Annotated in this window: 18 protein-coding genes and 1 tRNA gene; 7 read left to right on the top strand and 12 right to left on the bottom strand. The window is 40.4% G+C overall.

The window, feature by feature from the left end; translation table 11 throughout:
* The first annotated feature begins 102 nt into the window (after positions 1 to 102).
* Entirely contained in the window at positions 103 to 1,023 is a 921-nt protein-coding gene (nadA, locus tag ACR3I3_RS09200; protein ID WP_440951962.1) for a quinolinate synthase NadA, read from the top strand.
* An 84-nt stretch (positions 1,024 to 1,107) separates the two neighbouring features.
* Here nadA and ACR3I3_RS09195 read toward each other — a convergent pair whose 3' ends face one another.
* Positions 1,108 to 1,554 carry a NifB/NifX family molybdenum-iron cluster-binding protein gene (locus ACR3I3_RS09195; RefSeq protein WP_440951961.1) on the bottom strand — a complete coding sequence of 149 codons (447 nt, stop codon included), beginning with the start codon at positions 1,552 to 1,554 and terminating at the stop codon, positions 1,108 to 1,110.
* A 307-nt stretch (positions 1,555 to 1,861) separates the two neighbouring features.
* On the opposite strand from ACR3I3_RS09195, the gene ACR3I3_RS09190 reads away from it, so the two are divergent.
* Positions 1,862 to 2,545 carry a DUF169 domain-containing protein gene (locus ACR3I3_RS09190; RefSeq protein ID WP_440951960.1) on the top strand — a complete coding sequence of 228 codons (684 nt, stop codon included), beginning with the start codon at positions 1,862 to 1,864 and terminating at the stop codon, positions 2,543 to 2,545.
* Between the two features lie 215 nt (positions 2,546 to 2,760).
* Here ACR3I3_RS09190 and ACR3I3_RS09185 read toward each other — a convergent pair whose 3' ends face one another.
* The 3 genes from ACR3I3_RS09185 to ACR3I3_RS09175 all read right to left on the bottom strand — a co-directional run bounded on the left by ACR3I3_RS09185 (position 2,761) and on the right by ACR3I3_RS09175 (position 7,725).
* Entirely contained in the window at positions 2,761 to 5,592 is a 2,832-nt protein-coding gene (locus ACR3I3_RS09185) for a DEAD/DEAH box helicase (RefSeq protein ID WP_440951959.1), read from the bottom strand.
* A 184-nt stretch (positions 5,593 to 5,776) separates the two neighbouring features.
* A complete protein-coding gene (locus tag ACR3I3_RS09180) occupies positions 5,777 to 6,997 on the bottom strand; it encodes a SufB/SufD family protein (RefSeq protein ID WP_440951958.1) in 1,221 nt (406 codons plus the stop codon).
* Positions 6,976 to 7,725: an ABC transporter ATP-binding protein gene (locus ACR3I3_RS09175; protein WP_440951957.1), complete on the bottom strand. Its 750-nt coding sequence runs from the start codon at positions 7,723 to 7,725 to the stop codon at positions 6,976 to 6,978. Before ACR3I3_RS09175 ends, ACR3I3_RS09180 begins: the two co-directional genes overlap by 22 nt.
* 600 nt (positions 7,726 to 8,325) lie before the next feature.
* On the opposite strand from ACR3I3_RS09175, the gene eif1A reads away from it, so the two are divergent.
* The 3 genes from eif1A to ACR3I3_RS09160 all read left to right on the top strand — a co-directional run bounded on the left by eif1A (position 8,326) and on the right by ACR3I3_RS09160 (position 10,277).
* Complete coding sequence (gene eif1A / locus ACR3I3_RS09170) at positions 8,326 to 8,646, top strand: translation initiation factor eIF-1A (RefSeq protein WP_440951956.1); 321 nt, start codon at positions 8,326 to 8,328, stop codon at positions 8,644 to 8,646.
* A 311-nt stretch (positions 8,647 to 8,957) separates the two neighbouring features.
* Positions 8,958 to 9,164 carry a hypothetical protein gene (locus ACR3I3_RS09165; RefSeq protein WP_440951955.1) on the top strand — a complete coding sequence of 69 codons (207 nt, stop codon included), beginning with the start codon at positions 8,958 to 8,960 and terminating at the stop codon, positions 9,162 to 9,164.
* 270 nt (positions 9,165 to 9,434) lie between these two features.
* A complete protein-coding gene (locus ACR3I3_RS09160) occupies positions 9,435 to 10,277 on the top strand; it encodes an arsenite methyltransferase (RefSeq protein WP_440951954.1) in 843 nt (280 codons plus the stop codon).
* 200 nt (positions 10,278 to 10,477) lie between these two features.
* On the opposite strand, the gene ACR3I3_RS09155 is transcribed toward ACR3I3_RS09160, so the two are convergent.
* The 5 genes from ACR3I3_RS09155 to ACR3I3_RS09135 all read right to left on the bottom strand — a co-directional run bounded on the left by ACR3I3_RS09155 (position 10,478) and on the right by ACR3I3_RS09135 (position 13,471).
* Complete coding sequence (locus ACR3I3_RS09155; protein ID WP_440951953.1) at positions 10,478 to 11,032, bottom strand: hypothetical protein; 555 nt, start codon at positions 11,030 to 11,032, stop codon at positions 10,478 to 10,480.
* 528 nt (positions 11,033 to 11,560) lie between these two features.
* Positions 11,561 to 12,208 (bottom strand): hypothetical protein, encoded by a 648-nt coding sequence (locus ACR3I3_RS09150; RefSeq protein ID WP_440951952.1) that lies wholly within the window; start codon positions 12,206 to 12,208, stop codon positions 11,561 to 11,563.
* A gap of 371 nt (positions 12,209 to 12,579) precedes the next feature.
* Positions 12,580 to 12,655 (bottom strand) — tRNA-Gln (locus tag ACR3I3_RS09145).
* 66 nt (positions 12,656 to 12,721) lie between these two features.
* On the bottom strand, positions 12,722 to 13,123 hold the full coding sequence (locus tag ACR3I3_RS09140; RefSeq protein ID WP_440951951.1) for a hypothetical protein: 402 nt from the start codon (positions 13,121 to 13,123) through the stop codon (positions 12,722 to 12,724).
* Positions 13,124 to 13,150: 27 nt separating this feature from the next.
* Positions 13,151 to 13,471, bottom strand: a complete 321-nt coding sequence (locus tag ACR3I3_RS09135; protein WP_440951950.1) for a DUF2551 domain-containing protein — start codon at positions 13,469 to 13,471, stop codon at positions 13,151 to 13,153.
* A 115-nt stretch (positions 13,472 to 13,586) separates the two neighbouring features.
* Between ACR3I3_RS09135 and ACR3I3_RS09130 the strand changes: the two genes are divergently transcribed.
* Together ACR3I3_RS09130 and ACR3I3_RS09125 are read left to right on the top strand one after the other, a co-directional pair.
* Positions 13,587 to 14,126, top strand: a complete 540-nt coding sequence (locus tag ACR3I3_RS09130) for a hypothetical protein (RefSeq protein WP_440951949.1) — start codon at positions 13,587 to 13,589, stop codon at positions 14,124 to 14,126.
* A gap of 2,362 nt (positions 14,127 to 16,488) precedes the next feature.
* Positions 16,489 to 17,364 (top strand): DMT family transporter, encoded by an 876-nt coding sequence (locus ACR3I3_RS09125; RefSeq protein WP_440951948.1) that lies wholly within the window; start codon positions 16,489 to 16,491, stop codon positions 17,362 to 17,364.
* A gap of 346 nt (positions 17,365 to 17,710) precedes the next feature.
* Here the strand turns inward: ACR3I3_RS09125 and ACR3I3_RS09120 are convergent, their stop codons facing one another.
* From ACR3I3_RS09120 to ACR3I3_RS09110, 3 genes are all read right to left on the bottom strand, one after another.
* Positions 17,711 to 18,361, bottom strand: a complete 651-nt coding sequence (locus tag ACR3I3_RS09120; protein ID WP_440951947.1) for a corrinoid protein — start codon at positions 18,359 to 18,361, stop codon at positions 17,711 to 17,713.
* 271 nt (positions 18,362 to 18,632) lie between these two features.
* The gene (gene mtgB / locus ACR3I3_RS09115; protein ID WP_440951946.1) at positions 18,633 to 20,060 is read right to left on the bottom strand and encodes a glycine betaine--corrinoid protein methyltransferase; all 1,428 of its coding nucleotides are present in this window, start codon (positions 20,058 to 20,060) and stop codon (positions 18,633 to 18,635) included.
* Positions 20,061 to 20,090: 30 nt separating this feature from the next.
* Complete coding sequence (locus tag ACR3I3_RS09110) at positions 20,091 to 21,626, bottom strand: glycine betaine uptake BCCT transporter (protein ID WP_440951945.1); 1,536 nt, start codon at positions 21,624 to 21,626, stop codon at positions 20,091 to 20,093.
* Between the last annotated feature and the right edge of the window lie 336 nt (positions 21,627 to 21,962).

Below are 21,962 nucleotides of genomic sequence, written 5' to 3'. Positions count from 1 at the left end.
CATATTTATAAAAACGAAAAGGCATATTTAGATATCATTACCCTTATAAAAATCGAAGAAGTTTGATATGAAATGCAATATAAATTCTAATGTGGTGGGACTATGCAGGACATGAATGATATAATTAACAGGATCAATACCCTGAAAGCCGAACGAAATGCGGTTATCCTTGCCCACAATTACCAGCGTCCTGAAGTTCAGGACATTGCTGACTTCACCGGTGACTCACTGGGTCTCAGCCAGCAGGCAGTAGATACTGATGCTGATGTTATCGTATTCTGTGGTGTGGACTTCATGGCAGAAAGCGCTGCAATACTCAGCCCGGAAAAGACCGTTCTCCTTCCTGAAAAGGATGCAGGTTGCCCGATGGCTGAAATGGTCGATGTGATCTCCCTTGACGATGCAAAGAAAGAACACCCTGACGCAGCCGTGGTCTGCTATGTGAACTCCTCTGCCGAGATTAAGGCCCAGAGCGATATTTGCTGTACATCTGCAAACGCTATCGATGTAGTGAATTCAGTTGAAGAGGATGAGATAATATTTGTCCCTGACAAGAACCTCGGTACCTATGTCTCACATTTCACTGACAAGAAGATCATTACCTGGGAAGGTTTCTGCCCGACCCATCACCAGATGCGTGCTGATGATGTCATCAAGGCAAAGGAAGAGCATCCAGATGCCCTGTTCCTGGCACACCCTGAATGCAGGACAGAGGTACTTGACCTTGCAGATGAGGTCTTGAGTACTACTGGAATTCTCAACTATGCCAAGAGCTCAGATGCAAAAGAGTTCATCATCGGTACAGAGAATGGACTTCTTCACAGGTTAGGTAAAGAGAACCCAGATAAGAAGTTCTACTACCTCTCCGAGTTCACGATCTGTCCGAACATGAAGATCACAACCCTCGAATCAGTTCTTAATGCACTTGAGAACATGGAGTATGTGATCACAGTTCCTGAAGAGACAAGGCTCAAAGCTAAAAAGGCACTTGACAGGATGCTTGCGGTAAAACGCAGGATGTGATATTCTACTAAAAGATCCTGAAAAATTACTTAATTAATTTTCAGGTATCTTATTGCCTTTTTTATATCTAAATAACGGACTTTATTATTTGTTAAATCCGCTATTGTTACCCGTACCTCTGCCAGAACCTCCGGAACTGCCACGTCCACCCATTCCCCTTCCGGATGCAGCCATGGAAGCATGTGCTTCCGCTGTTGGTGCAGATGTTTCCTGCAGCAGGCCTTCTTTATACTGCTTTACAGCATCAGCAACTGAGCCGCTGGCTCCGGCCATGACCTTTATCCCGGCTGCTGAAAGGATCGGGAAAGCATTAGGGCCGACCTTACCGGTAAGCAGAACATTGATCTCTTTATCAGCGATGCTCTGAGCAGCCTGAATACCTGCACCTCCTGATGTTGAAGCGGCAGGGTTTTTAATTGCATTTAAATCCATGGTTTCGGAATCTACTATGACAAAATAAGGACATCTTCCAAAACGCGTGTCCATTTCTGCATCAATACATTCTCCTGCTGCTGTTACACAAATCTTCATATTATTCCTCTCTTTGACCTATTTTGGATTAAATAATACTCAAATGGGATTAAATATATATATTTTACTGAAAATGCATATATAATTGACCGCTTATGTGTAATTAATACCATAATCCAGACCAAAAGGACAATACATTCGAAAAGAGTATTTATTCTTCATAAAACGCAAACAGTAAAACTTATATAAAATCAGTTTTGTACACTTATAACACAACCGGAACAAACCATCACTGAAACCTTTAATAATAATATTAACAGACCATTGCTATGAAGAGCTAAATTGAATATAACAAAGAGTGATCGATATGGACATCAAGGAAATAAATGAATTTGGAAAGCAGTTGGCCGAAAAGCTTAACCTTAAGACAAAACCTGTTGCAGTATCACTTATTCCGCAAGGACATGATCTTCCGGAAGGCATCGAGAGGATAGATGAGAACACAAGGCACTGCCAGATGGTCGATATTGTAAGAAAGACCGGAAGGCAGTTCTATGCAACCGCTGATGACCAGATGTGCAAAGGTGGATCTGCTGTAATGGGACTACAGGAAATGCCTGAAAAACTGGCTACCGGTGACACCTATTTCAACCTCAAGCGTTTCAGCACCATCAATGCAGCAAGACGCACAATGGAAAAGGTCACAAAAGTAGACGCAGGATTAACAAAAGCAGTCGTTTACGGTCCGCTTGAAAGTGCAACATTCACTCCTGATGTTGTTGTGATCGTAGCTTCACCACTGCAGGTCATGCAGCTTTCCCAGGCACTCCTCTTTAAGTTCGGTGGCAGGGTAGAAGCAAGCTTTGCCGGCATCCAGAGCGTATGTGCAGACGGTGTTGCACTTCCATACAAGGAAGGTAAGATCAGTGTAACACTCGGATGTGGTGGAAGCAGGAAGTTCGCAAACATCGCAGAAGATGAAATGATCATAGGAATCCCAGTAGAAAGGCTTCACGACCTCGTGGAAGCTGTGAATGAGATGTTCGCCTGAACATCTTATCCTCACTTTTTACGTTTTTATTTTTGATACCTTTCGTTTTGATAACTTTAATTTTGATCGATCCTGATCTTTAAGCTCATTCTTCAAAAATACGCTCATTACATAATATATATATCACTTTATACATTATCAAATACTTACTACAATATTATGTATTAATATAAATATATACTATTAATTAGGCATATTCTAAAACATATATTTAATTAATAATCATCACGCCCGTACAAGGCATTATCTGATTCTCTCAATTTGTCCCTCATCTGCTTCGTCCTGACATCATCGGGTTTCAGCCTGAGAGCCTCATTATACGCTTCAATAGCCCCTGCGCGATCCCCAAGAAGCCTCAAAGCTGTGCCCTTGTTCGTCCAGACCATAGGACTTTTAACGTAACCAATTTCGATCAATCTGTTAAAGCACTGCAATGCCTGAGCAGGCTTTCTCATCATAAGATACGTAATACCTTTGTTCGAAAGTGCAACACTGTTGTCAGGTTCCAGTTGCAGGGCCTTATCAAAGCAATCACAGGCTTTTCTGTGGTCTTTTTCATCCCTTCCTGCAGATATCCCGCGCTTGATCCATTCTTCAGCCCCTTTTGAACCCTGACGCTTGAGCTTTTTCCTTGCCCTGTTCAGTGCTTCACCTGCATCGCCGCTGTCTTTATTTTCCTGAGGCCTACTAACACCGGAAGCTCCGGACTTCTGTATTGATACTTCGGACAGGTGCTTTGTTTTCGGGATATGTTCAGGCTTACCAAGCATCTTCCTGAGGATCATTATCGCTGCATCCTTGTCCAGAGGGTTGTTGTTATTTCCACACTTAGGGGATTGTATACAGCTTGGGCAACCGTCCCTGCATGGGCAGCTCTCAATAGCCTTCAGTGTGACATCAAGCATTTCAGCGATCCTGCCATAGCCTGCTTCAGCATAACCGACACCACCGGCATGACCGTCATAGACAAAGATACCGCTCTTCCCCTCCAGGTCGGCATGCTCCGGAGTGGAAACTCCTCCAACATCGTTCCTGTCAGCAAGTAGATGAAGCGGATACATGGAAATGATAGCATGCTCTATCGCATGGATACCTCCATTGAAGTCCCTGCCATGCTTCTCTACAAGTTCAGTAAAGTGGTCAGGAAGCTCTATCCAGAGGGCCTCGGTCTCAAGACTGAACTTCGGCATTGTCAGGGAGTGCTGGCCGATCTCCTCATCTGTACGCTGCCTGAACCTCTTGTAGCCGGTGACCTGCTGGGTGACCTCCACATCACCAAAACCCACAGTGATGCCTTCACAGGTATCCAGAGGCTTTGTATCGACCACCTCTGTGATATGGATGTCAGAAGCCACCTGTGACCTTGTGTAATAACCATCCCCTGCTTTCTCCACACGGATGATATGCTTCTCATGGTCTATCTGACTAACAGAATACGGGGTACCTTTGTTGATGTAAACAGCACCCTTGAAAGCTTCCCTGTATGCTCTCAGTTTTCCGATATCCTTTTCCAGGGGAGCATTGTTTCCTTTCTCGAAGATCGTATAGCCATCGCCTTCTATTCCCCTTATAGATACCCTCATATGGGCCTTGCCATCCGTACAGAGTTTTTCAAGATCACCTTCTAGCAATCCTTCATCTTCAAGCACTTCAACGATCTCTGCAAGGTCGCTGCCGAAATACTTCTCATCTTCAGGCCTGAGCGGGAGCTCTCTTGCTGCACAGAGAAGATGTCCTGCCTGAATATAACGGTTGAAAACATTGACCACAGCCTCCTCACATTCCTTCCTGAATAGATCTGTGGGATTTCTCATGTAGTACTGGTCCAGTGCATTTGAATCCGCCACAAGGACAACAACGCTTTCCTGGCTGCCACGTCCTGCACGGCCGGACTGTTGTCTAGCACTCATGATGGTTCCCGGGAAGCCGTCCATGATACAGGCATCCAGGCCTCCTATATCAATGCCAAGCTCCAGGGCCGTGGTGGATATGACTCCGGCGATGTTGCCACTCGAGAGCCCTCTCTCTATTGCTTCACGCTCATTCCCGTGATAGCCACCCCTGTAAGGACTGATGGTCTTCTGCACACCACGCTGCTCGAGCCTGCTCTTAGCTTCCACGTACATCCTCTCGACCTTCTGCCTGGCCCTTGCGAACACAATGGTCTGGAGGTCGCTTTGTACAAAGGTTGTGAAGAGGTCCACGGTCTCTCCGAAACTTGCTTTTCGGAGGGTGAAATTTCCGGAGCGGGATCTGGTATAAAGGGGCGGATTCCAGAAAATGAACTTCTGCATCCCGCTCCCTGAGCCATCTTTATTGACCAGTGTAACGTCCCTGCCTATGAGAGCAGAAGTGTGTTCTGTGGGATTTCCTATGGTGGCTGTGCAGCAGATGTACTGCGGGCTGGATCCATAGTGATCACATATGCGATTAAGTCGTCTGAGAAGGTTTGCCATGTTGCTGCCCATTACACCGCTGTATGAATGGCTCTCGTCAAGGACGATGTACTTCAGGTTAGAAAGAAAGTTTTTCCATTGATGTTTCCACTGAAGGAAGCTCAGGTGGAGCATCTCCGGGTTTGTAAAAAGTATTCGCGGGTTGCCATACTTTACAGCGGATTTCTCCTCAGAGGACATGGTACCGATGAACCTGTTGATGTTCATATCCAGTCCCATAAGGTCCCGGAACTTCTTAAATGTCTCAAGCTGGTCATTTACCAGTGCGTTCAGGGGTGATATGTAAAGGGCAGTTGCATTTGGATCCTCCATCAATTTCTCAAATATCGGGATCATATAACACATGGATTTCCCACTTGCCGTACTGGTGGAGAGGGCAAGGTGGTCACCTTTTCTGATCGTATTTATGGCCTCTGCCTGATGAGTATAAAGTTTTTCAATACTCATCTCACTAAGAGCATACATGACCAATGGTTTGAGTTCCACGTCCTCGAATTCCGGCTCTTTTGGAGGAATGGTCTCAACATGTACGATCTGGCCTTCATATCTGCGTGAGGAACGGATAGTATTGATAAGCTGGGGAACATCCATTGTAAGGCAACTCCGGTATTCATAACAGAATTGATTATACTTAAAAATGGTGTGAAGTGGTTTGAATGAGACGATCTCTCAGCAGGATAGCTATCAGTGCGGGATAGAACCCTATTTCCGGATCATTGAATAGAAATAATGTAAAGATCAGAATAAAAACGAAAGAAAAAGAAGCGATCAAAACTCAGATCGCATCTCTTCCTATCTGTGCGATAGTCTTATCGATATCTGCTGCAAGCTCATCCGGAAGGCCGGTTATACCCACATCAAGGAATCCGCGAACGATCATTCCTACGGCTTCTTCTTCAGTCAGACCGCGTGCCATCAGGTATTCCACCTGCTCCTTTGCGATCCTTCCTACAGCGGCTTCGTGGGTAAGTTCCACATCATCCACATTGGCCTCAAGGATCGGGATCGCACGCTGTGTCCCTTCATTGAGCACAAGTCCGTGACATTCCAGATGACCTTTTGAATGAAGCTCATTGGCTACCATTTCTCCTCTTGCAATGACCTTACCACCGGTGGTGATGGTCCTTGAAACAAGTTCTGCCTTCGTGTTAGGGGCATTAAAGAGAACCCTGCTTCCAAGGTCCAGCTCTGAGCCGGGGTGTGCAACAGCAATGGTATGGAACCTTGCAAAGGCACCCTCCCCGTCCAGGATCGCGGTCGGATAGGACTGGATTGACCTCACAGGCTTCAGAAGGATGTAGTTGTTGACGAAGGTTGCCCCTTCCTCCAGATGGATAACTGTCCTTGGACGAACACCGATCTCCTCGGCCCAGTTGTGTATCATGGTGAAGTTAAGCACACCGCCCTTCTTGACATATATCTCGGAGATACCGAGGTGCATTGCCCTTTCCACACCTTTTTTGGTGGTACATCCGGTGATGACATCAAGCTGAGCATCCTCTTCAACGATGAGGATATTGTGGACAGTCTGTGTAACATCCTTGTGTCCCATGACAAGACAGGTCTGGACAGGCATTGAGCTCTTCTTGCCTGCAGGTGCACGAATGAAATAACCATTTGCATTCTCAAGATAGCTCTTTGCGGTGTACTTGTCAGCATCTACAGCTACGAGCTTCCAGGAATATTCCTCCAGCCAGTCGTGTTTCTTCATGGCATCATGAAGGGACATCAGCTCAACATCAGGGTCCCTCATAGTTGAATGGGAAACAGTGTTGTCGAGCATCAGGAAGCTTCCGGATCGGTCTTTCTCATCAGGCACCACACCTGCATTGAGAAGTGTCTGCTTAAAGTCACTGTCAAGGTCCTCAAGATTTTTGGTTTCCGGCAGATCCCTGTCACCTACCTTGAATTCATCGAGGTTGAAGTCCTCGCCGTACATAGCGACCTTTGTTATGGCCTTTTCAGCCTTTTCCTTTAAAGCTGTCCCAGTTTGCATGTGTAGCACTCTCCATATCCCTGGCTCTTTATTTCCCTGAGGATCTCACGTGGGTGTCCCTGGCACACTACGGAACCATTACAAAGTATGTAACCCATGTCAGGCTCAACATAATCAAGAACCTGTCCTGTATGGGTTATTATAAGAGCGGAGTTTCCTCTTTTGTTGTGATCAACATAACAGTTGGACCTGCTCTTCAGGAGCTCATCGATAGTCTTGCCGATCTCTTCAATGCTTACAAGGTCAACGCCTGACTCCGGCTCATCAAGAAGATAGAAGCATGGGTTCTGTGCTGATAGCTGGAGCAGCTCGGACCTTTTGATCTCTCCTCCTGAGAAACCTACATTGACATCTCTTTCCATGAAACGGACCATATCAAGTTTCTTTGCCATTACATCAGTGTCGAGACTGCCTTCTGTGGAGATAGCGCCCACAAGATCCTTGAGCTTAACACCTGTCAGGTTTGGTGGTCTCTGGGTCATGATACCCATTCCACGTTTGGCTCTCTCATCGACTGAAAGATGAGTGATGTCCTCACCTTTGAATATAATCTGCCCGCCAACAACATTGTAACCGCTAAATCCCATAAGTGTCATGAGAAGTGCAGATTTGCCAGCTCCGTTCGGGCCGAAAAGAACAGTGGTGCTACCCTGCTCTACTTTGAGATTGACCTTGTTCAGGATGGTCCTGCCGCCTATCTCAACTGTCAGATCTTTTACCTCGAGCATATTTCCTCCAATTTTTTTGAAGAGATATCATTATTTATGAATTGAATACAAAGTTACCAGATCGGGACGATCTATAAGTAATCCGGGTCTGCCTGGATCTTCAAATCAGAACATGAGTATCTGCTACTTAGTTCTATCGACAAAAATATTCAGTCCGTTAGTCATATAGACATTACTGATAAGCTTTTGTGTTTTGGTTAACGGCGTGAAATAGGGCCGATCAGATATAAAATTTATCTTCTGCCTCCACTAGTGCGGTTCCTTCAACAGCATTTATATGCATTGAGTTCAATTACTGAATAACAAATATGCTTATAGTTTGTTATTAAAAAGATCATTATCACTTTTTTGAATGATAAATTGTATTGATCATATTTGCTTGATCATCAAATAAACGATATCAATGGGGCTTATTTGAGTTGGCTTAAATGGAATTTTTGAATATGATTCCATCAAGTGCTTATAGTTGCTTACAAACACTTTCTGACAATTCATTTCCCATCATTATTTGGTGATAGAATTGACCAGAATGCCCCAGTTGCATTCAAGAACGATACGTATCAGAAACGAGGAATTAATCTGGCTAATTATAGAAGTAATATGAGAAAGAGCAAAGGTAACAGTGGCAACCCTTCCGAGACTCCGGAAGTAACAAGGGTTCGTACACCAAGAAAAGACAAAAATGAGATCCTTGCAACAGTAGGCACACTGCTTGGTGGAAAAAGGGTCACACTACAATGCATGGATGGCGTTGTAAGGATGGGACGCATACCAGGTTCAAAGAAGAAAAGGATGTGGGTCCGTGAAGGCGATATCGTGATAGTGACCCCATGGGAGTTCCAGGATTCAAAAGCAGATGTGATCTGGAAGTATACGGGCCCTCAGGTGAACTGGCTACAGCGTAAAGGGTATCTGAAATAAAAAATGAATGCTACCATTCATTTTTATTTTCATTGATCTGTTCTTTGGTTGATATTGGAAGTGCATCGTGCCATGTATCTTCGAATTGGCACACAATAATATCCTGATCATTTTTACAAATGTTTGCACTGATCAAAGAGACATGTTTTTCAGAACACATAGACCCCATCTGTTCATAAAAAACAGACTTTATCTAAAAAAAACTCTGTAAACAAATTCTTTATATAGTATAACTCTAAATATATCTAAGAAGTAAAAATATACTTAGTTTAAGATAAATGTATGTATTTTGACGGTGGGGGTCTAAACAAATGAAGTCTGAATATCATCTATATGCGCTCATAATTTTTTCATATGGATTGCTTGCTATAGTTGCAGAAATACTGATCAAATTAGAAGTTATCGCAATGCAGGCAGCTCTCAATGGTTTCTTAGAGGATAGCATATTTCTTATTATGGCGCCCTTAATGGCACTTGTAGGATATGCAGCAGTCAAGACCATAAAATTGACTGATTAAGGGCTAATATCACACTTGCTTTTTTTTGTTATTCAATCTATTCGCAAAACATTATGCCCTTAAAAGGAACGACATTCGTTTCGGATATAACATCTCTTTCTTATAATTGGTTTAATTTATTGATCAGGACTTAAATCGCGTTGTAGATAAAACGCTGCCTAACAATATATATAGGCCTCATCAATATAATTGAAGCTGTATAGTTGCATTTACATAGTTAAAACAATACAGTTGAAATGATAAGCTTGAAATCCTATCCGAGGACTGCATATGGATACAAAAGATGTAAAGAAGATGGTAAAGGAAAATTATGCTGAAATAGCCAGAGATGGAGTACCTTGCTGTTCAATGAAAAACTCCTGCTGCAACCCCGGTACAATGGCAGTGAATATGAGCAGGAAGGTAGGATATTCAGACAAAGATCTCCAAGAAACTCCTGAAGGAGCTAACCTTGGACTTGGTTGTGGAAACCCAACTGCATTAGCTTCTTTAAGGTCCGGAGAATACGTCCTTGATCTGGGCTCGGGTGCAGGCTTTGACTGTTTTCTTGCTGCAGGCAAAGTAGGGCCTGGGGGAAAGGTCATCGGTGTTGATATGACGCCTGAGATGATCGAAAAAGCCAGAATGAACGCCTCGAACGGCGGATACACTAATGTGGAGTTCAGGTCCGGGGATATTGAAGAACTACCTGTTGAAGACAATTCTATCGATGTTGTGATATCTAATTGCGTTATCAATCTGGCACCTTCAAAGGCAAAAGTTTTCAGTGAAATATTCAGAGTCCTAAGAAAAGGTGGTCGCTTCATTATCTCTGATATTGTCCTTTTAAGTGCTCTTCCCGAAAAAGTGAAAGATTCGGTTGAAGCTTATGTAGGATGTATAGCAGGTGCAATTTTGAAAGAAGATTATCTGGATACTATCAAAAATACAGGCTTTGATGATATCAGGATATTAAAAGAAGTTAACTATCCTTCTGAAATGGTCGTTGCAATGCTTTCCGCAGATGAAACACCAAATGAAATTCCTGAGGAGGTCGGTATCACCCTCCAGGAAGCAGAAGAGCTTGCTGAATCAGTAATTAGCATTGAAGTGTATGGAAGAAAACCTGTCTGATATATAAGATTTTTTCGAAAAGATTGGGAATAGACCGGACTTTACCCTTACCTCATAAATAGTAACTCATAAGGGAAGATGACCATCCTGAGAATTTACAGGTCCGATGGCCAGGATCATGAATAGCATCGTTCCTTTTGCTAAAAAAGAGTAACATCTCAATTGATACTGAAAAAGAAGAAATTAGGTAAATATAGGATTCAGTTGTCCATGACTGCCGAATGCCACCAGACATATTCGAAATAGTCTTCCATTACTCGTTGTTTTTCTTCAGCATCACTATCTTCATCCCAGGATATTTTCCTGGCAACGTCAAAACCCACCTCAGTGTGGAAGATCTTCATCATTGTGCGGCTGCCTTTTGCATTAAGTGAAATAGAACTACCTGTGAATACTATGTTTTTGTCACTTAATTCATTTGAATGAGTGAGAACTACAGGCATGATCTCATAAATAGAACAGATCATTGAGTTACGCAAATTCTCATTATCAGAATATGTCTTTTTTTCAAGTCCGATAACAAGGGCATCAATGTCTTCGTAATAACTGACCCCGATAACATTGGCTCCGGATTCAAGTGGCATTTCGGATAATTCAGCCATCAGAATATCTGCTATGGTTGGATTTTCTGTTTGAGCACAGCCCGTCATTGTACCTGCAGTAACTGATGAGTAATTGTTTAACAAAATAACTGTAGTAGTGATCAAAAGGATCCCAATGATCAGACCAATTGATAACTTAAGGACAGACTTCATAACTTTAGTACCACCACATATTAAATGAGCCGATTAGCTAAAAGATCAATTTAAATATATATTTTGCGATTCTTTTGTCCGGTCGGATATACAAAAAGGCACATGATAACAAATTATTTGCTTTTTGTCAATAATCAGACATTGGTTTACAGAAAATGAATGTTACATAGAACTTTTAATTTTTACTAGAATCTAAAAAATAATTATGAGTTATAGCTTTTCAATGATCTTGATCCTGCATACACAAATTAATGCTATCGCAAATTAAAGAAAAAAACATATCAACGGAGATAAGAATAGTGAAAAAATAATTCAAATATGGAATTATTTTTACAAATGACCGCACGAACTATCCTACTTACTCACAGAGAAAAGTTAATTTTTTAATTTCCTCGATAAGTGTGAAATAAGATCGACCAACCTCACCACAGAAGAAGGCCTGTTCATCTCCGCCTTCTCTGTGCGTAAATCCCATCTAGATTCGTATATCATGGTGTCGTGAATTATGAAAGAGAAAGATCGATTATTCTATCTCATATAATGCCATATCAAGCAACCCATTTTTGAAAAATCAAATATCATCTTTCTGTCATCCAAAACACTTTTTATTTCAGGTGATTTAAGGAATTCTTTGAAAAAGTAATCATTGTCACTAACAAAATCATTTGCTGCTTTTCGGAATTCAATGCACAATTTTGCATTCATATTCCCAATTTGTAGATTGTCCCTTAAGACAGAATCCAAAATTGGATTTTCTTGTGGATTATAAAAATGCAGCAGTTTTGTTCCTAGGCTCCAGGCATTTGCACAAAGCGTACTCCCATTTTTGTAATCACGGGGGTTACATTGCTCAAAAATCATTAAAGCATTCTCATAATCATCAAAATCTTGTACTTCTTGTAAACAAGATTTTACGTTTTCAGTTCCTTTCAAAGACAATCTTGTCCTGTAAACTTCATTCACCAACTCTAGAAAATTATGGTGGACGAGGAATGATTTGAAATCCAGTGTATTAAACTTTTTATTAATAAAGTCCTCATATCCGATCTGGTTATAAAGAGACTGATAAACAAAAGAGAAATAATTTATTTCAAAATGTTTCCTCACCATTTTTTCAAACGTATCATAATCGGACAAACGTCTCTGAATCCTCAAATATATGTCATCATGTTTCAATTTCCCATCCCCCTTTTATTGTATGAAGATTGTCTTCGAATTATTTCAGCTTTCTTTTTTATATTCTGAAATCGCTGAGCTCGTCAGTCGAACAAATATGACATAAAATACCTATGGAGATCCTGAGTTTTTAGATACAAAAAGGAATCTTGACGCAATCAGTAGTGAAATCAAGAATCAAGACATGCATTCCTTGAAAGCATCTCTATATAAGTCAATAGCTCATGTTGATTCTTTGGTGACATACTGAAGGCCGTGGATTATGTATAACAAAATGTATGCATTTTATGAATGGAAAATGCATACGATAATTTTTTGTAAGAAATAACTTCAAAATCAGCATCAAAATAATAGGACTATCCAATAGAAATTGGTAGCCCGGCACGGATTCGAACCGAGGTTGCGGGATCCAGAGTCCTGCATGATTGACCACTACACTACCGGGCTGCTTATGATTGCAGCTCCTAAATGGCATACCTACTATAAATATATTACGGCCGAAGTTTAAATATGTCACAGATCATCCGGACTTTCATCCAGAATTGCTGTCATCCACCACCTTGCCATGTCCATAAGATCACGGCTGAACTGACCGGACAAACGGTACTTCTGGTTCTTGTTTGTGATCATACCGGCACCAAGGAGCTTGTTCCTCATTGCATAGAAAGAGGCTCTGCCTATGTCAAGCTCTTTTATGATCTCCTGCCATTCGCTGGTCTTGATAGGATTACCGGCTTTCTGGCGTTCTTCCACCATAATAAGGAACTTCTGCCCTCGCATGGCCGTGGCATCTTCCTGGAAAAGACGCCGCATAAGGCTAAAATAGGGATCCCTGGAGCGGGTTATACGGGCATTAGTATCAGAACGTAACATCAAGGTAGTAGATGTTCTGGGAGCATCTTTTACAGACACCATATTTGATCAAAGCCTTGCGATCAAAGATCAGCTGGAGGCAATTCCTTTGGAGCTAAGTTCTGACTTTAATAGGTCAGCATATTCTTCTTTGAGTGAATAGACCGTTGGGGTCTTATAGGATTCCTTATGAGATCTAAGAATTCCTAGCTTTGAATGGATATAACCCACCATAGAAGCAACTGCGCTTCTGGAAACATCATATCTTTTGGTAATAGTATTATGTAATTCGTCTACAGTAGACCTCTTTAAGTTTAAGAACAGTGATAAGACATAGCTTCTGAGCCCATCAACGTCAAGTTCAATGAATTTTTCAAGCCGGTCTTTTATTTTAGATCGAATAGATGCCATGATATGTATTCTCCCTAAAGAACAGTAAGACATATTATGTAGATTGCAGTATATATATCTTTGTAAAATAATAAGATAATGCACAACAGAACCATTGATCTGTAAAGGGATAACAATGACAGCCCAGGCTAATTACAACTACAGTTATGATCTGAATAATAACATATTCTACTCAGGTGAACGGCAGATCCCGGCCTATGAGCTGGAAGAAAACGAGATTGGTACCTGTGAAAAGTGCCAATCCACGATATTAAGCCTCAGTTATCATGAAATTGATGATGAATTCATTGTTACAGGCAAGTGCAGTATCTGTGGAAACATTTCTGCAAATATATATGGTCATGAATGGAATTGGATAAGCGAAATATTCATCTCTCACTTTTTCGGGCAGACTCCTGCACAAACGACGGAAGATTCAGAGTTACAAATTCCTGAAGCCAGGAAATCTTTGAAAAATGAGGATAATGGGATCGATGACCTGGAACTTCTAAATAGCATCCCTATGAATCAGATCGAAACCATCTTTTCACCTACAGAGATCAAAGCAATGTTCGCACGTGCAAAAGGCGAGAAATGCGTAAGGCAGTATCTCTACAATGCCAGGAAGAAATATAAAACATTCGAAGATGTTTTTGGAATTAAGATTGATATTTAAGTATGTTTATTTTTATAAAACACATTTATTTTAAAAAGTGATGTGTAATAAAATATTGTTACGTTTAATTAATTAAAAACATAATAAATTAATATAAATTAACTAAAATGTATAAGCAAATAATATATACTAATATATAATTTATTAATTATTAATAAACTGCAATGCAAGAAAATTAGTAAACAAATGAGAAGCCCTACTAATAGATATATACGCTCCCGGGCATTCAAAAAAAAGAGTATCAGGCCATAATAACAGTTAAAATTATACACGGAACTTTGGCTATGTGTTTTAATCAATTTTTGAAACGCTGAGTGTACATGTGAGGAATTAAAAACAACAAAGAACACATAGTCACGATTTTGAAAATATATTATATGGAAAAGCAAAGTTTTGAAAGGAGCTAAGTGATCAAATCGAATAAAACCAAATCAAAAAATTATTCATAAATAAAAAATGAGATTTATCATAAGAGATCTGGCTGAACTCTCAGTTTTTATAGCAATTAATTGGAATTACTAAGCAAATTATAATATAGAAGAATAAGAAACAGAAACAGATTTTGAAAAAGAAGCCTATGTGATTCACACTACAAACCGCCTACAACCTGTACAAGTTGTAATCTTAAAATTAGGGAAAAAGCATAGGCACTTTGAACGAAGAAAAACACAAATTATAAGGAAACAAGTGAAACAAAAACGTTGGGTTCACAATTTACCTGGATTGATCAGGTAAAGTGAGGCTAAAATCGACAATTCCACATACTATATGCACAGGATGGGTACGAATATCTAATATGCATTTCTCGAATATTTTTTGCATAGAATAGGGGGTCTGCAAGATGGTAGATGTCTATTCTCATAGTCTTTGGAATAATTGAGTTTCCATAAACATGTGTTTTGGAGTTGGTTACAATACCATTCATATATGATGTATGAATATGCGAATTTGCGATTTTTTTTAAAATTTTCAATCAATTGACCCGTAATTTGATCAGATCAAAAGTTGCAGATTTCATAAAAACATATATTGTAATTATTTATCTATATTTCTTAAAAAAACAACAACATAAAGCAAATTAAAAAAGATTAAATCTCATTAAATTTTGATTGTTAGCTATATGAATTATACTATTTTTTTATCATTTCATGTAGGCTAAGTATATCAAAAAATAATATATAAATATAGCATTATATAATTAAAATGTGACATAATTTATAGTAGGAAATATATAATACATAACACAATTCGGGATAAAATATAATATACATTCTTAAAAATAGATATTTGGACATATGAATATATAATAGCTAACAAAATGTATACAATATGATTAATATATAATATAGATTACCAATATACAGTACATAATATACTATATAATATAATCATTTAAACTTAAATTATAGTCTATGACTTAGTCAATTAAGAATATATTTTTGATTATATAATAGGTATGAATATTGAATTATTACTAAATAACTATATATAAAGATTGGCTATGCGAATCTTCTACTTTTTTTATCGCAACCTGTACACAATGTAGACTAAAAAGTAATAAATAAAAATAGGCATATAATAGTACAATACTGAATAAAATAATTATTGCCACTACTAAAAAATAAGCGAAATTCATTCTACATAGATCTTCATTTTTCGAATCACAAAAATGCCTCTCAGAATTGAGATTTCCCATATTTATATATAATTAATATATTATGTTATTAATTACATTATATTATTAATTATATTATTTATTTAATAAACGATGCTAATGTTGGCGGATATATGTTGCAAGCATATATACATATATATATATATATATATATGTATATATATTTATAGAATTGTAGAAAACAAATTGTTGGTATCTAACAGACAATTTATATTAGATAGTATATAATTAATAATAAAATTATATTAAACATATTTATTAGATAATACATATTCTAAAAAGGATGAATCTAAAACGATATTTAAAAGTATATACTGCAAATACATAGACATGATTAGAACTACCATAAAAAATGTAAACTGATGAAGTTATACAATTTTGAAGATAAATAATCACAGACCCATACAAAGAAATTACATACAAAAGGGAAGCATTTCCCCATTCAATCCATCTGCTATTATCAATAAGACTGCCACAAAATATTCCAGGAATCCTCTTCAAATAACAATCTGACCATCTAGGAATTTGTGTATTCGCATTTTACATAAATTTCCAAGAATCATTGGCATTAACCATATTTCTAACGACTTTTTTATATTTCCGGGAAACACGTGAAAACTGAGAATTCAAGTTTCAAAAGAGAAACATATTTCTATGTTTGGTAAATCTATAACACAAGAACACCACATGAAAAAACGATCATATGCTTTCATTGGGATGGGTGCTGCTTTTTGGGCATCGATCTCTATCTTTGTCAATGGCCTCTACGAAGCCGGGTTCTCAGCTCTGGAAATTGTGTTTCTGAGGGTACTGAGTGCAACTTTGATCATGCTTGTTTATATAAGCCTGACAAACAGAGATCTCTTTAATATCCGTTTTTCTGATCTATATTATTTCATCGGAACCGGTATATTCAGTCTCGTCTTCTTTAACTGGTGCTATTTTACGACCATACGGGAAGCTTCTGTGGCAATAGCGGCCATCTTACTCTACACAGCCCCCATATTTGTGCTCCTCATGTCCCGCATGGTCTTTAAAGAAAAACTCTCCGCGATCAAAGTCATTGCATTGGCTATTGCTGTTACAGGATGTGCTCTCATATCAGGATATTTCCCTTCAGGCGGAGCTTTACTTTCAAGTAAGATGATCCTCATAGGTCTTGGGTCGGGTTTTGGATATGCCCTATATACAATAGTAGGAAAGGCCGCCCTTGAGAAATATGACCCCATGACCGTTATAACCTACACATTTGTTGTTGCAAGTATTGGCCTGCTCCCGATCAGTGGAATGGGTGCTTTGGCCAATGCATCCCATAACATGGGCACACTGTTTTATGTACTTGGGCTTGGACTGATCCCCACAGTACTCGGATATATTCTTTATACAAAAGGTCTTCACTACATAGATGCCAGCAAAGCATCAATCATAGCAGCAGTAGAACCTGTTGTTGCAACAACTATTGGCATATCAGTTTTTCATGAAGTGCTATCTATATGGCAGTTTGCAGGAATAATGATGATTCTGATTGCGGTGCTTCTGGCACAAAAGGGAAATGACAACTAAAGGCTTCTTTACAAAGAAGAGCATTGGCACTGTTTTGTTTTAGAAGATCCTTTGTACAAATCCCCGCTTGAAAAATAATATCTCATTAAATCGCAAGAAAAAATTAGCAAATCGGGAATCTGCACAAATTCTCCATTCAAATTTATGGCTGCATCATGAAGAAACTAGAATAATTGAATAGAAAATGAGCATAAGATATCTCCCCCACATTCTTTGTAGTGAGGAAACAGGAAGTTGCATTACTTGTAAATATGAGGGAGATGAGGTTGGATTGGAGGGGTTAGAAGAGCTGCAAGAAAATGAAGAATAGGCCCGAATCTGCCTATCTTTCATTTTTGATTAAGGCTCACTCTGCAGCAGCCTTGCATTTCACGACCGCATCAGTTGCGTTCTCAGCGTAGAGATCTGCACCGATCTTGTCTGCCCAGTCCTGAGTAACTGGTGCACCACCGACCATTGTCAGAACAGAATCGCGGAGACCTGCTTCCTTGAGCTGCTCTTCTATCTGCATCTGAAGGACCATTGTGGTGGTCATGAGTGCGGAAGAACCGACTACAAGTGGCTGGTGTTCCTTGACTGCAGCGACGTAATCTGCGATTGCTACGTCCCTACCGAGGTCAATGACCTGGAAACCTGCGATCTTGAGCATTGTTGCAACTATGTCCTTACCGATCGTATGGATGTCACCCTCGATTGTACCGATTGCGATCTTTCCCTTGCTCTCTGTCTTACCACCCTGTGCCTCAAGGACAGGGGTGAGTACTGCAACACCAGCGCTCATTGCTTCGGACGCTGCGATGACGTGTGGAAGGAAAAGCGTACCCTGCTCGAACTGGTCACCGACTTCGTTCATACCTGCGGTAAGACCGTCCTGAATAAGGGACACTACATCAAGACCTGCATCGATTGCTTCTTCACATATCTCTTCTACTGCTTCGTCATCAAATTCCATGACTGCAGCTTTTGCTCTTGCGTTAGTTTCATCCTGTGTAACCATTTTTAAAACTCCTTTTAACTAAAGATGTAAGTCCTGTAGGAATACATTTCTTGCAACAGGGCTTCTTCTTTTTTTAATATCAGTATCAAACCCGAAGGTTATGATCGTTAAGTATCTATGTCAAATATCAATATCGACCTTTTTTATAAGCAGGATCTGTAACTGCTTTGAACCAACATATTCCGTAATTAAAGGAAAAGAAGTTGATGCCAACGGATTGACATCAACAATTGGTGCTTCAAGTCAGTAGATCATCTTCAAATAAACTGCTTTATTTTTTCAGTTCAGCAGTTCTTTTTTCCATGAATTTCTGGAGGGCTTCATCAACAGCCGGATCAAGTTCTGGTGGCTCATAGTTAGCCAGTACCTCCTGCCACTGCTTCTTTGCACGCTGAAGGGTATCCAGTCTTTCATTTGCCCACTGGTTATGTGGAAGCCTGTCACTCAACTCAGGATCACGAAGCTCAATAGGATAGTACTTCCTGGTGTGTTTCTGTGCAAGGAAATGTTCTCCAGGGCCAACCTTCTTGATCACATCAAAAGCAAATGCATCTTCTGAAAAGTCGATGCCTCTGAGGTAGCGCAGTACCATTCCTGCAATTTCGTCATCAACCACGAACTTCTCATATGACATTGCCATGTATCCCTCAAGGATACCTGCTGTGTGAAGCACATAGTTGATACCAGTGACACCGGCATTCAGGAGGGTCATCATTGACTCATAACCTGCCTGTGCATCTACGACCTTTGAGTCTGTAAGGCCACCGCCACTACGGGTAGGAAGTCCATAGTGCCTGCCCATCTGAGCACATGCTGCTGTGAACAGTGCACATTCCGGATTACCGATTGACAATGCTCCGGTCTTCATATCTGTAATGGCTGAGGATGAAGCATAAACTACAGGTGTTCCCGGGTTCACGCACTGTGCAAGGGCAATACCTGCCAGAACTTCAGCGTTCTGAACAGAAAGTGATCCTGCAATTGAGGCCGGACCCGTGGAACCAGCCATCACCAGAGCTGCAATGACAACAGGCTGACCGGCTTCAGCATAGGCCATCAGTGAACCTGCCATATAGTCATCGAACTTAAGCGGAGTTATGGAATTGATCAAACAGATGATCGCAGGCTTTTCCTTAATAGCATCCCTTCCGCCAAAAAGGATCGATGCCATCTCAATAACATCCTCTGCCCTTTCCCTGTTTGAAGCGCTGCCCATGAAACATTTGTCAGAGTTCTTTATGGAACTGTACAGCATCTTCAGGTGTCGGATTTCATCAGGAACATCACTCAGGTCAGCGATATTACCCCCGGTCATGTGAAGGTTATCACTGGCTCCTGCCAGTTTTACGAAGTTGTCATAATCCTCCATGACCGAATCACGGCGGGATCCATCAGCTTCGTAAATGAAGGATACACCATATCCAGGCATGAAGATTATGTTATCTCCGCCACAAACAAGGTTGTTCTCAGGATTTCTGGCATGTAATGTAAACTGGGAAGGAGCTTTCTTGATTTGCTCCTCTACAAATTTCCTGTCAAGGAAAACCCTGTCTCCTTCAACTCTCTGACCATTTGCCCTGAAGATCTCAAGTGCAGGTTCATAGAGGAAATCGATACCGACCTCCTCCAGTAATCTCATACTGTGCTCATGAATAGCTTCTACCTGTTCATCAGTTAATGCATTGAATTTTGGTAACATTTAAACACCTCTTATAATATCATATATTTTTTAGGAGTTATCCTCTTTCAGAGCTTTCAACAAAGAGTAACACATTGCAAGTATCACAAACATGAATGGGAAAGCTGCTGCAATCGATGCGGTCTGCAAAGCTGTTAAACCACCTGTGATAAGCAGGATTGCTGCTACGCCGGCGATCGTAGCTCCCCATACACCCTTTACCTTGCCTGCAGGTTCCATGCTACCATTGGAAGTAAGCATACCCAGAACAAAGGTACCTGCATCTGCTGATGTTACGAAGAATCCAATGATCAGGATGATCGCAACGATCGATGTTATCATTGCTATAGGGTAATTGGAGAGAGTTACAAAGACTGCTGATGCAAGATCTGTGTTAACTGCATCGGCAATTCCTGCTCCCTGGAAGATCTCAAGGTTAAGTGCATTAGCACCGAATACTGCAAGCCAGACAAAGCTGAATACTGTTGGTGCAATAAGTGCCCCTGCAACGAATTGGCGAACAGTTCTACCCTTTGAGATCCTTGCAACGAACTGACCAACGAATGGTCCCCAGGCGATCCACCATGCCCAGTAGAATATAGTCCAGCTACCGCCCCAGCCTTTCTGTTCGATCGCATCTGTCCATAGGCTCATAGCGAAGAATTCATTGAAGTAGGAACCAGTAGTAGTTGTCAGCAGATCGAAGATGAAGGTTGTTGGACCGAATATGAACAGGAAGGCCATAAGTCCAAGTGCGAAATAAACTGTCCATTTAGCGATGAACTCTATACCTTTCTCAATACCAGTAACAGCTGCACCGGTAAAGAGAAGTGCGACAAGTGCAATAATAATTACCTGTACGAATCCACTGTTTGGAATGTTGAACAGGAAGTTAAGACCGCTGTTGATCTGCAAAGCACCCAGTCCAAGAGATGTTCCCAGTCCGAAAACCGTTGCAAATACTGCAAGAATATCAATAGCATTTCCGATTGGACCATGTATGCGGTCACCAAGGATCGGATAGAAAACTGAACTGATAAGTCCGGGCATTCCTCTGCGGAACTGGAAGTAAGCCAGTGCAAGACCTACAAGTGTGAAAATACCCCATGCATGCAGACCCCAGTGGAAGAAAACGTAACGCATTCCCAATTCAGCAGCTTCGGTGGTACCACCCACCCCAATTGGAGGAGCAGTATAGTGGTACATTGGTTCGGCAATACTCCAGAACATCAGACCGATTCCCATACCTGATGTAAAGAGCATGGCCAGCCATGCAAAATCACTATGTTCAGGAACGTCATCATCTTTACCCAGCTTAATGTTACCGTACTTGCTCATGGCAATTCCTGCTGCGAACAGTAGGAAGAACAAAACTGAAAGCAAGTATAGCCAGCCAAAACTGTCAATAGTAAATCCCAGTATAGCGTTAAAGACATTGTTAAGTGACTCCGGGCTGATCGCACCCCACAACACGAATATACCTGCTATCGCAAAGGAAACATAGAACACAACTTTATTAATGCTGCATGTTTCTTTATGAGGATCGCAAACATATCCTTCATTTGACTCCAAATCTTTCTCAGTCATTATTTCACCTCAAATAACACTCTCATAATATTTTGAACTTACATTTTTTTGGATTCGTCAGAACCCAATATCATGGCTGTCACTACGCTATATAAACATATTTTTCCAAGACTTTTAGTATAAATAGTTTGCTTAGGAGTAAATAGTTAATACTTTGAAATAAAAAAAAATAAATACGTTTATTGATTGCGTTTTTTATATGTTTCTAATGGGGATGGCTAAAAATGACATTTTGCATACAGCAAAAAAGTTTTATATTAAAAAAACTCTAAGAAAAGTAGATACTATAAAAAGATATGCATACATTGAAAGATACATTAAATTAAAGAATATAAT

The organism is Methanococcoides mangrovi, assembly GCF_052057775.1.
In the GTDB taxonomy this organism is placed as follows: domain Archaea; phylum Halobacteriota; class Methanosarcinia; order Methanosarcinales; family Methanosarcinaceae; genus Methanococcoides.
This window is presented reverse-complemented; position numbering and strand designations above follow the sequence as displayed.

Excerpts from the sequence above, each read along its gene's own strand:
- mtgB (WP_440951946.1), bottom strand. The coding sequence starts at position 20,060 with ATGTTACCAAAATTCAATGCATTAACTGATGAACAGGTAGAAGCTATT.
- ACR3I3_RS09120 (WP_440951947.1), bottom strand. The coding sequence starts at position 18,361 with ATGGTTACACAGGATGAAACTAACGCAAGAGCAAAAGCTGCAGTCATG.
- ACR3I3_RS09110 (WP_440951945.1), bottom strand. The coding sequence starts at position 21,626 with ATGACTGAGAAAGATTTGGAGTCAAATGAAGGATATGTTTGCGATCCT.
- ACR3I3_RS09160 (WP_440951954.1), top strand. The coding sequence starts at position 9,435 with ATGGATACAAAAGATGTAAAGAAGATGGTAAAGGAAAATTATGCTGAA.
- ACR3I3_RS09180 (WP_440951958.1), bottom strand. The coding sequence starts at position 6,997 with ATGCAAACTGGGACAGCTTTAAAGGAAAAGGCTGAAAAGGCCATAACA.
- ACR3I3_RS09190 (WP_440951960.1), top strand. The coding sequence starts at position 1,862 with ATGGACATCAAGGAAATAAATGAATTTGGAAAGCAGTTGGCCGAAAAG.
- ACR3I3_RS09175 (WP_440951957.1), bottom strand. The coding sequence starts at position 7,725 with ATGCTCGAGGTAAAAGATCTGACAGTTGAGATAGGCGGCAGGACCATC.
- ACR3I3_RS09155 (WP_440951953.1), bottom strand. The coding sequence starts at position 11,032 with ATGAAGTCTGTCCTTAAGTTATCAATTGGTCTGATCATTGGGATCCTT.
- nadA (WP_440951962.1), top strand. The coding sequence starts at position 103 with ATGCAGGACATGAATGATATAATTAACAGGATCAATACCCTGAAAGCC.
- ACR3I3_RS09185 (WP_440951959.1), bottom strand. The coding sequence starts at position 5,592 with ATGGATGTTCCCCAGCTTATCAATACTATCCGTTCCTCACGCAGATAT.
- ACR3I3_RS09195 (WP_440951961.1), bottom strand. The coding sequence starts at position 1,554 with ATGAAGATTTGTGTAACAGCAGCAGGAGAATGTATTGATGCAGAAATG.
- ACR3I3_RS09130 (WP_440951949.1), top strand. The coding sequence starts at position 13,587 with ATGACAGCCCAGGCTAATTACAACTACAGTTATGATCTGAATAATAAC.
- ACR3I3_RS09165 (WP_440951955.1), top strand. The coding sequence starts at position 8,958 with ATGAAGTCTGAATATCATCTATATGCGCTCATAATTTTTTCATATGGA.
- ACR3I3_RS09135 (WP_440951950.1), bottom strand. The coding sequence starts at position 13,471 with ATGGCATCTATTCGATCTAAAATAAAAGACCGGCTTGAAAAATTCATT.
- ACR3I3_RS09140 (WP_440951951.1), bottom strand. The coding sequence starts at position 13,123 with ATGGTGTCTGTAAAAGATGCTCCCAGAACATCTACTACCTTGATGTTA.
- ACR3I3_RS09125 (WP_440951948.1), top strand. The coding sequence starts at position 16,489 with ATGAAAAAACGATCATATGCTTTCATTGGGATGGGTGCTGCTTTTTGG.
- eif1A (WP_440951956.1), top strand. The coding sequence starts at position 8,326 with ATGAGAAAGAGCAAAGGTAACAGTGGCAACCCTTCCGAGACTCCGGAA.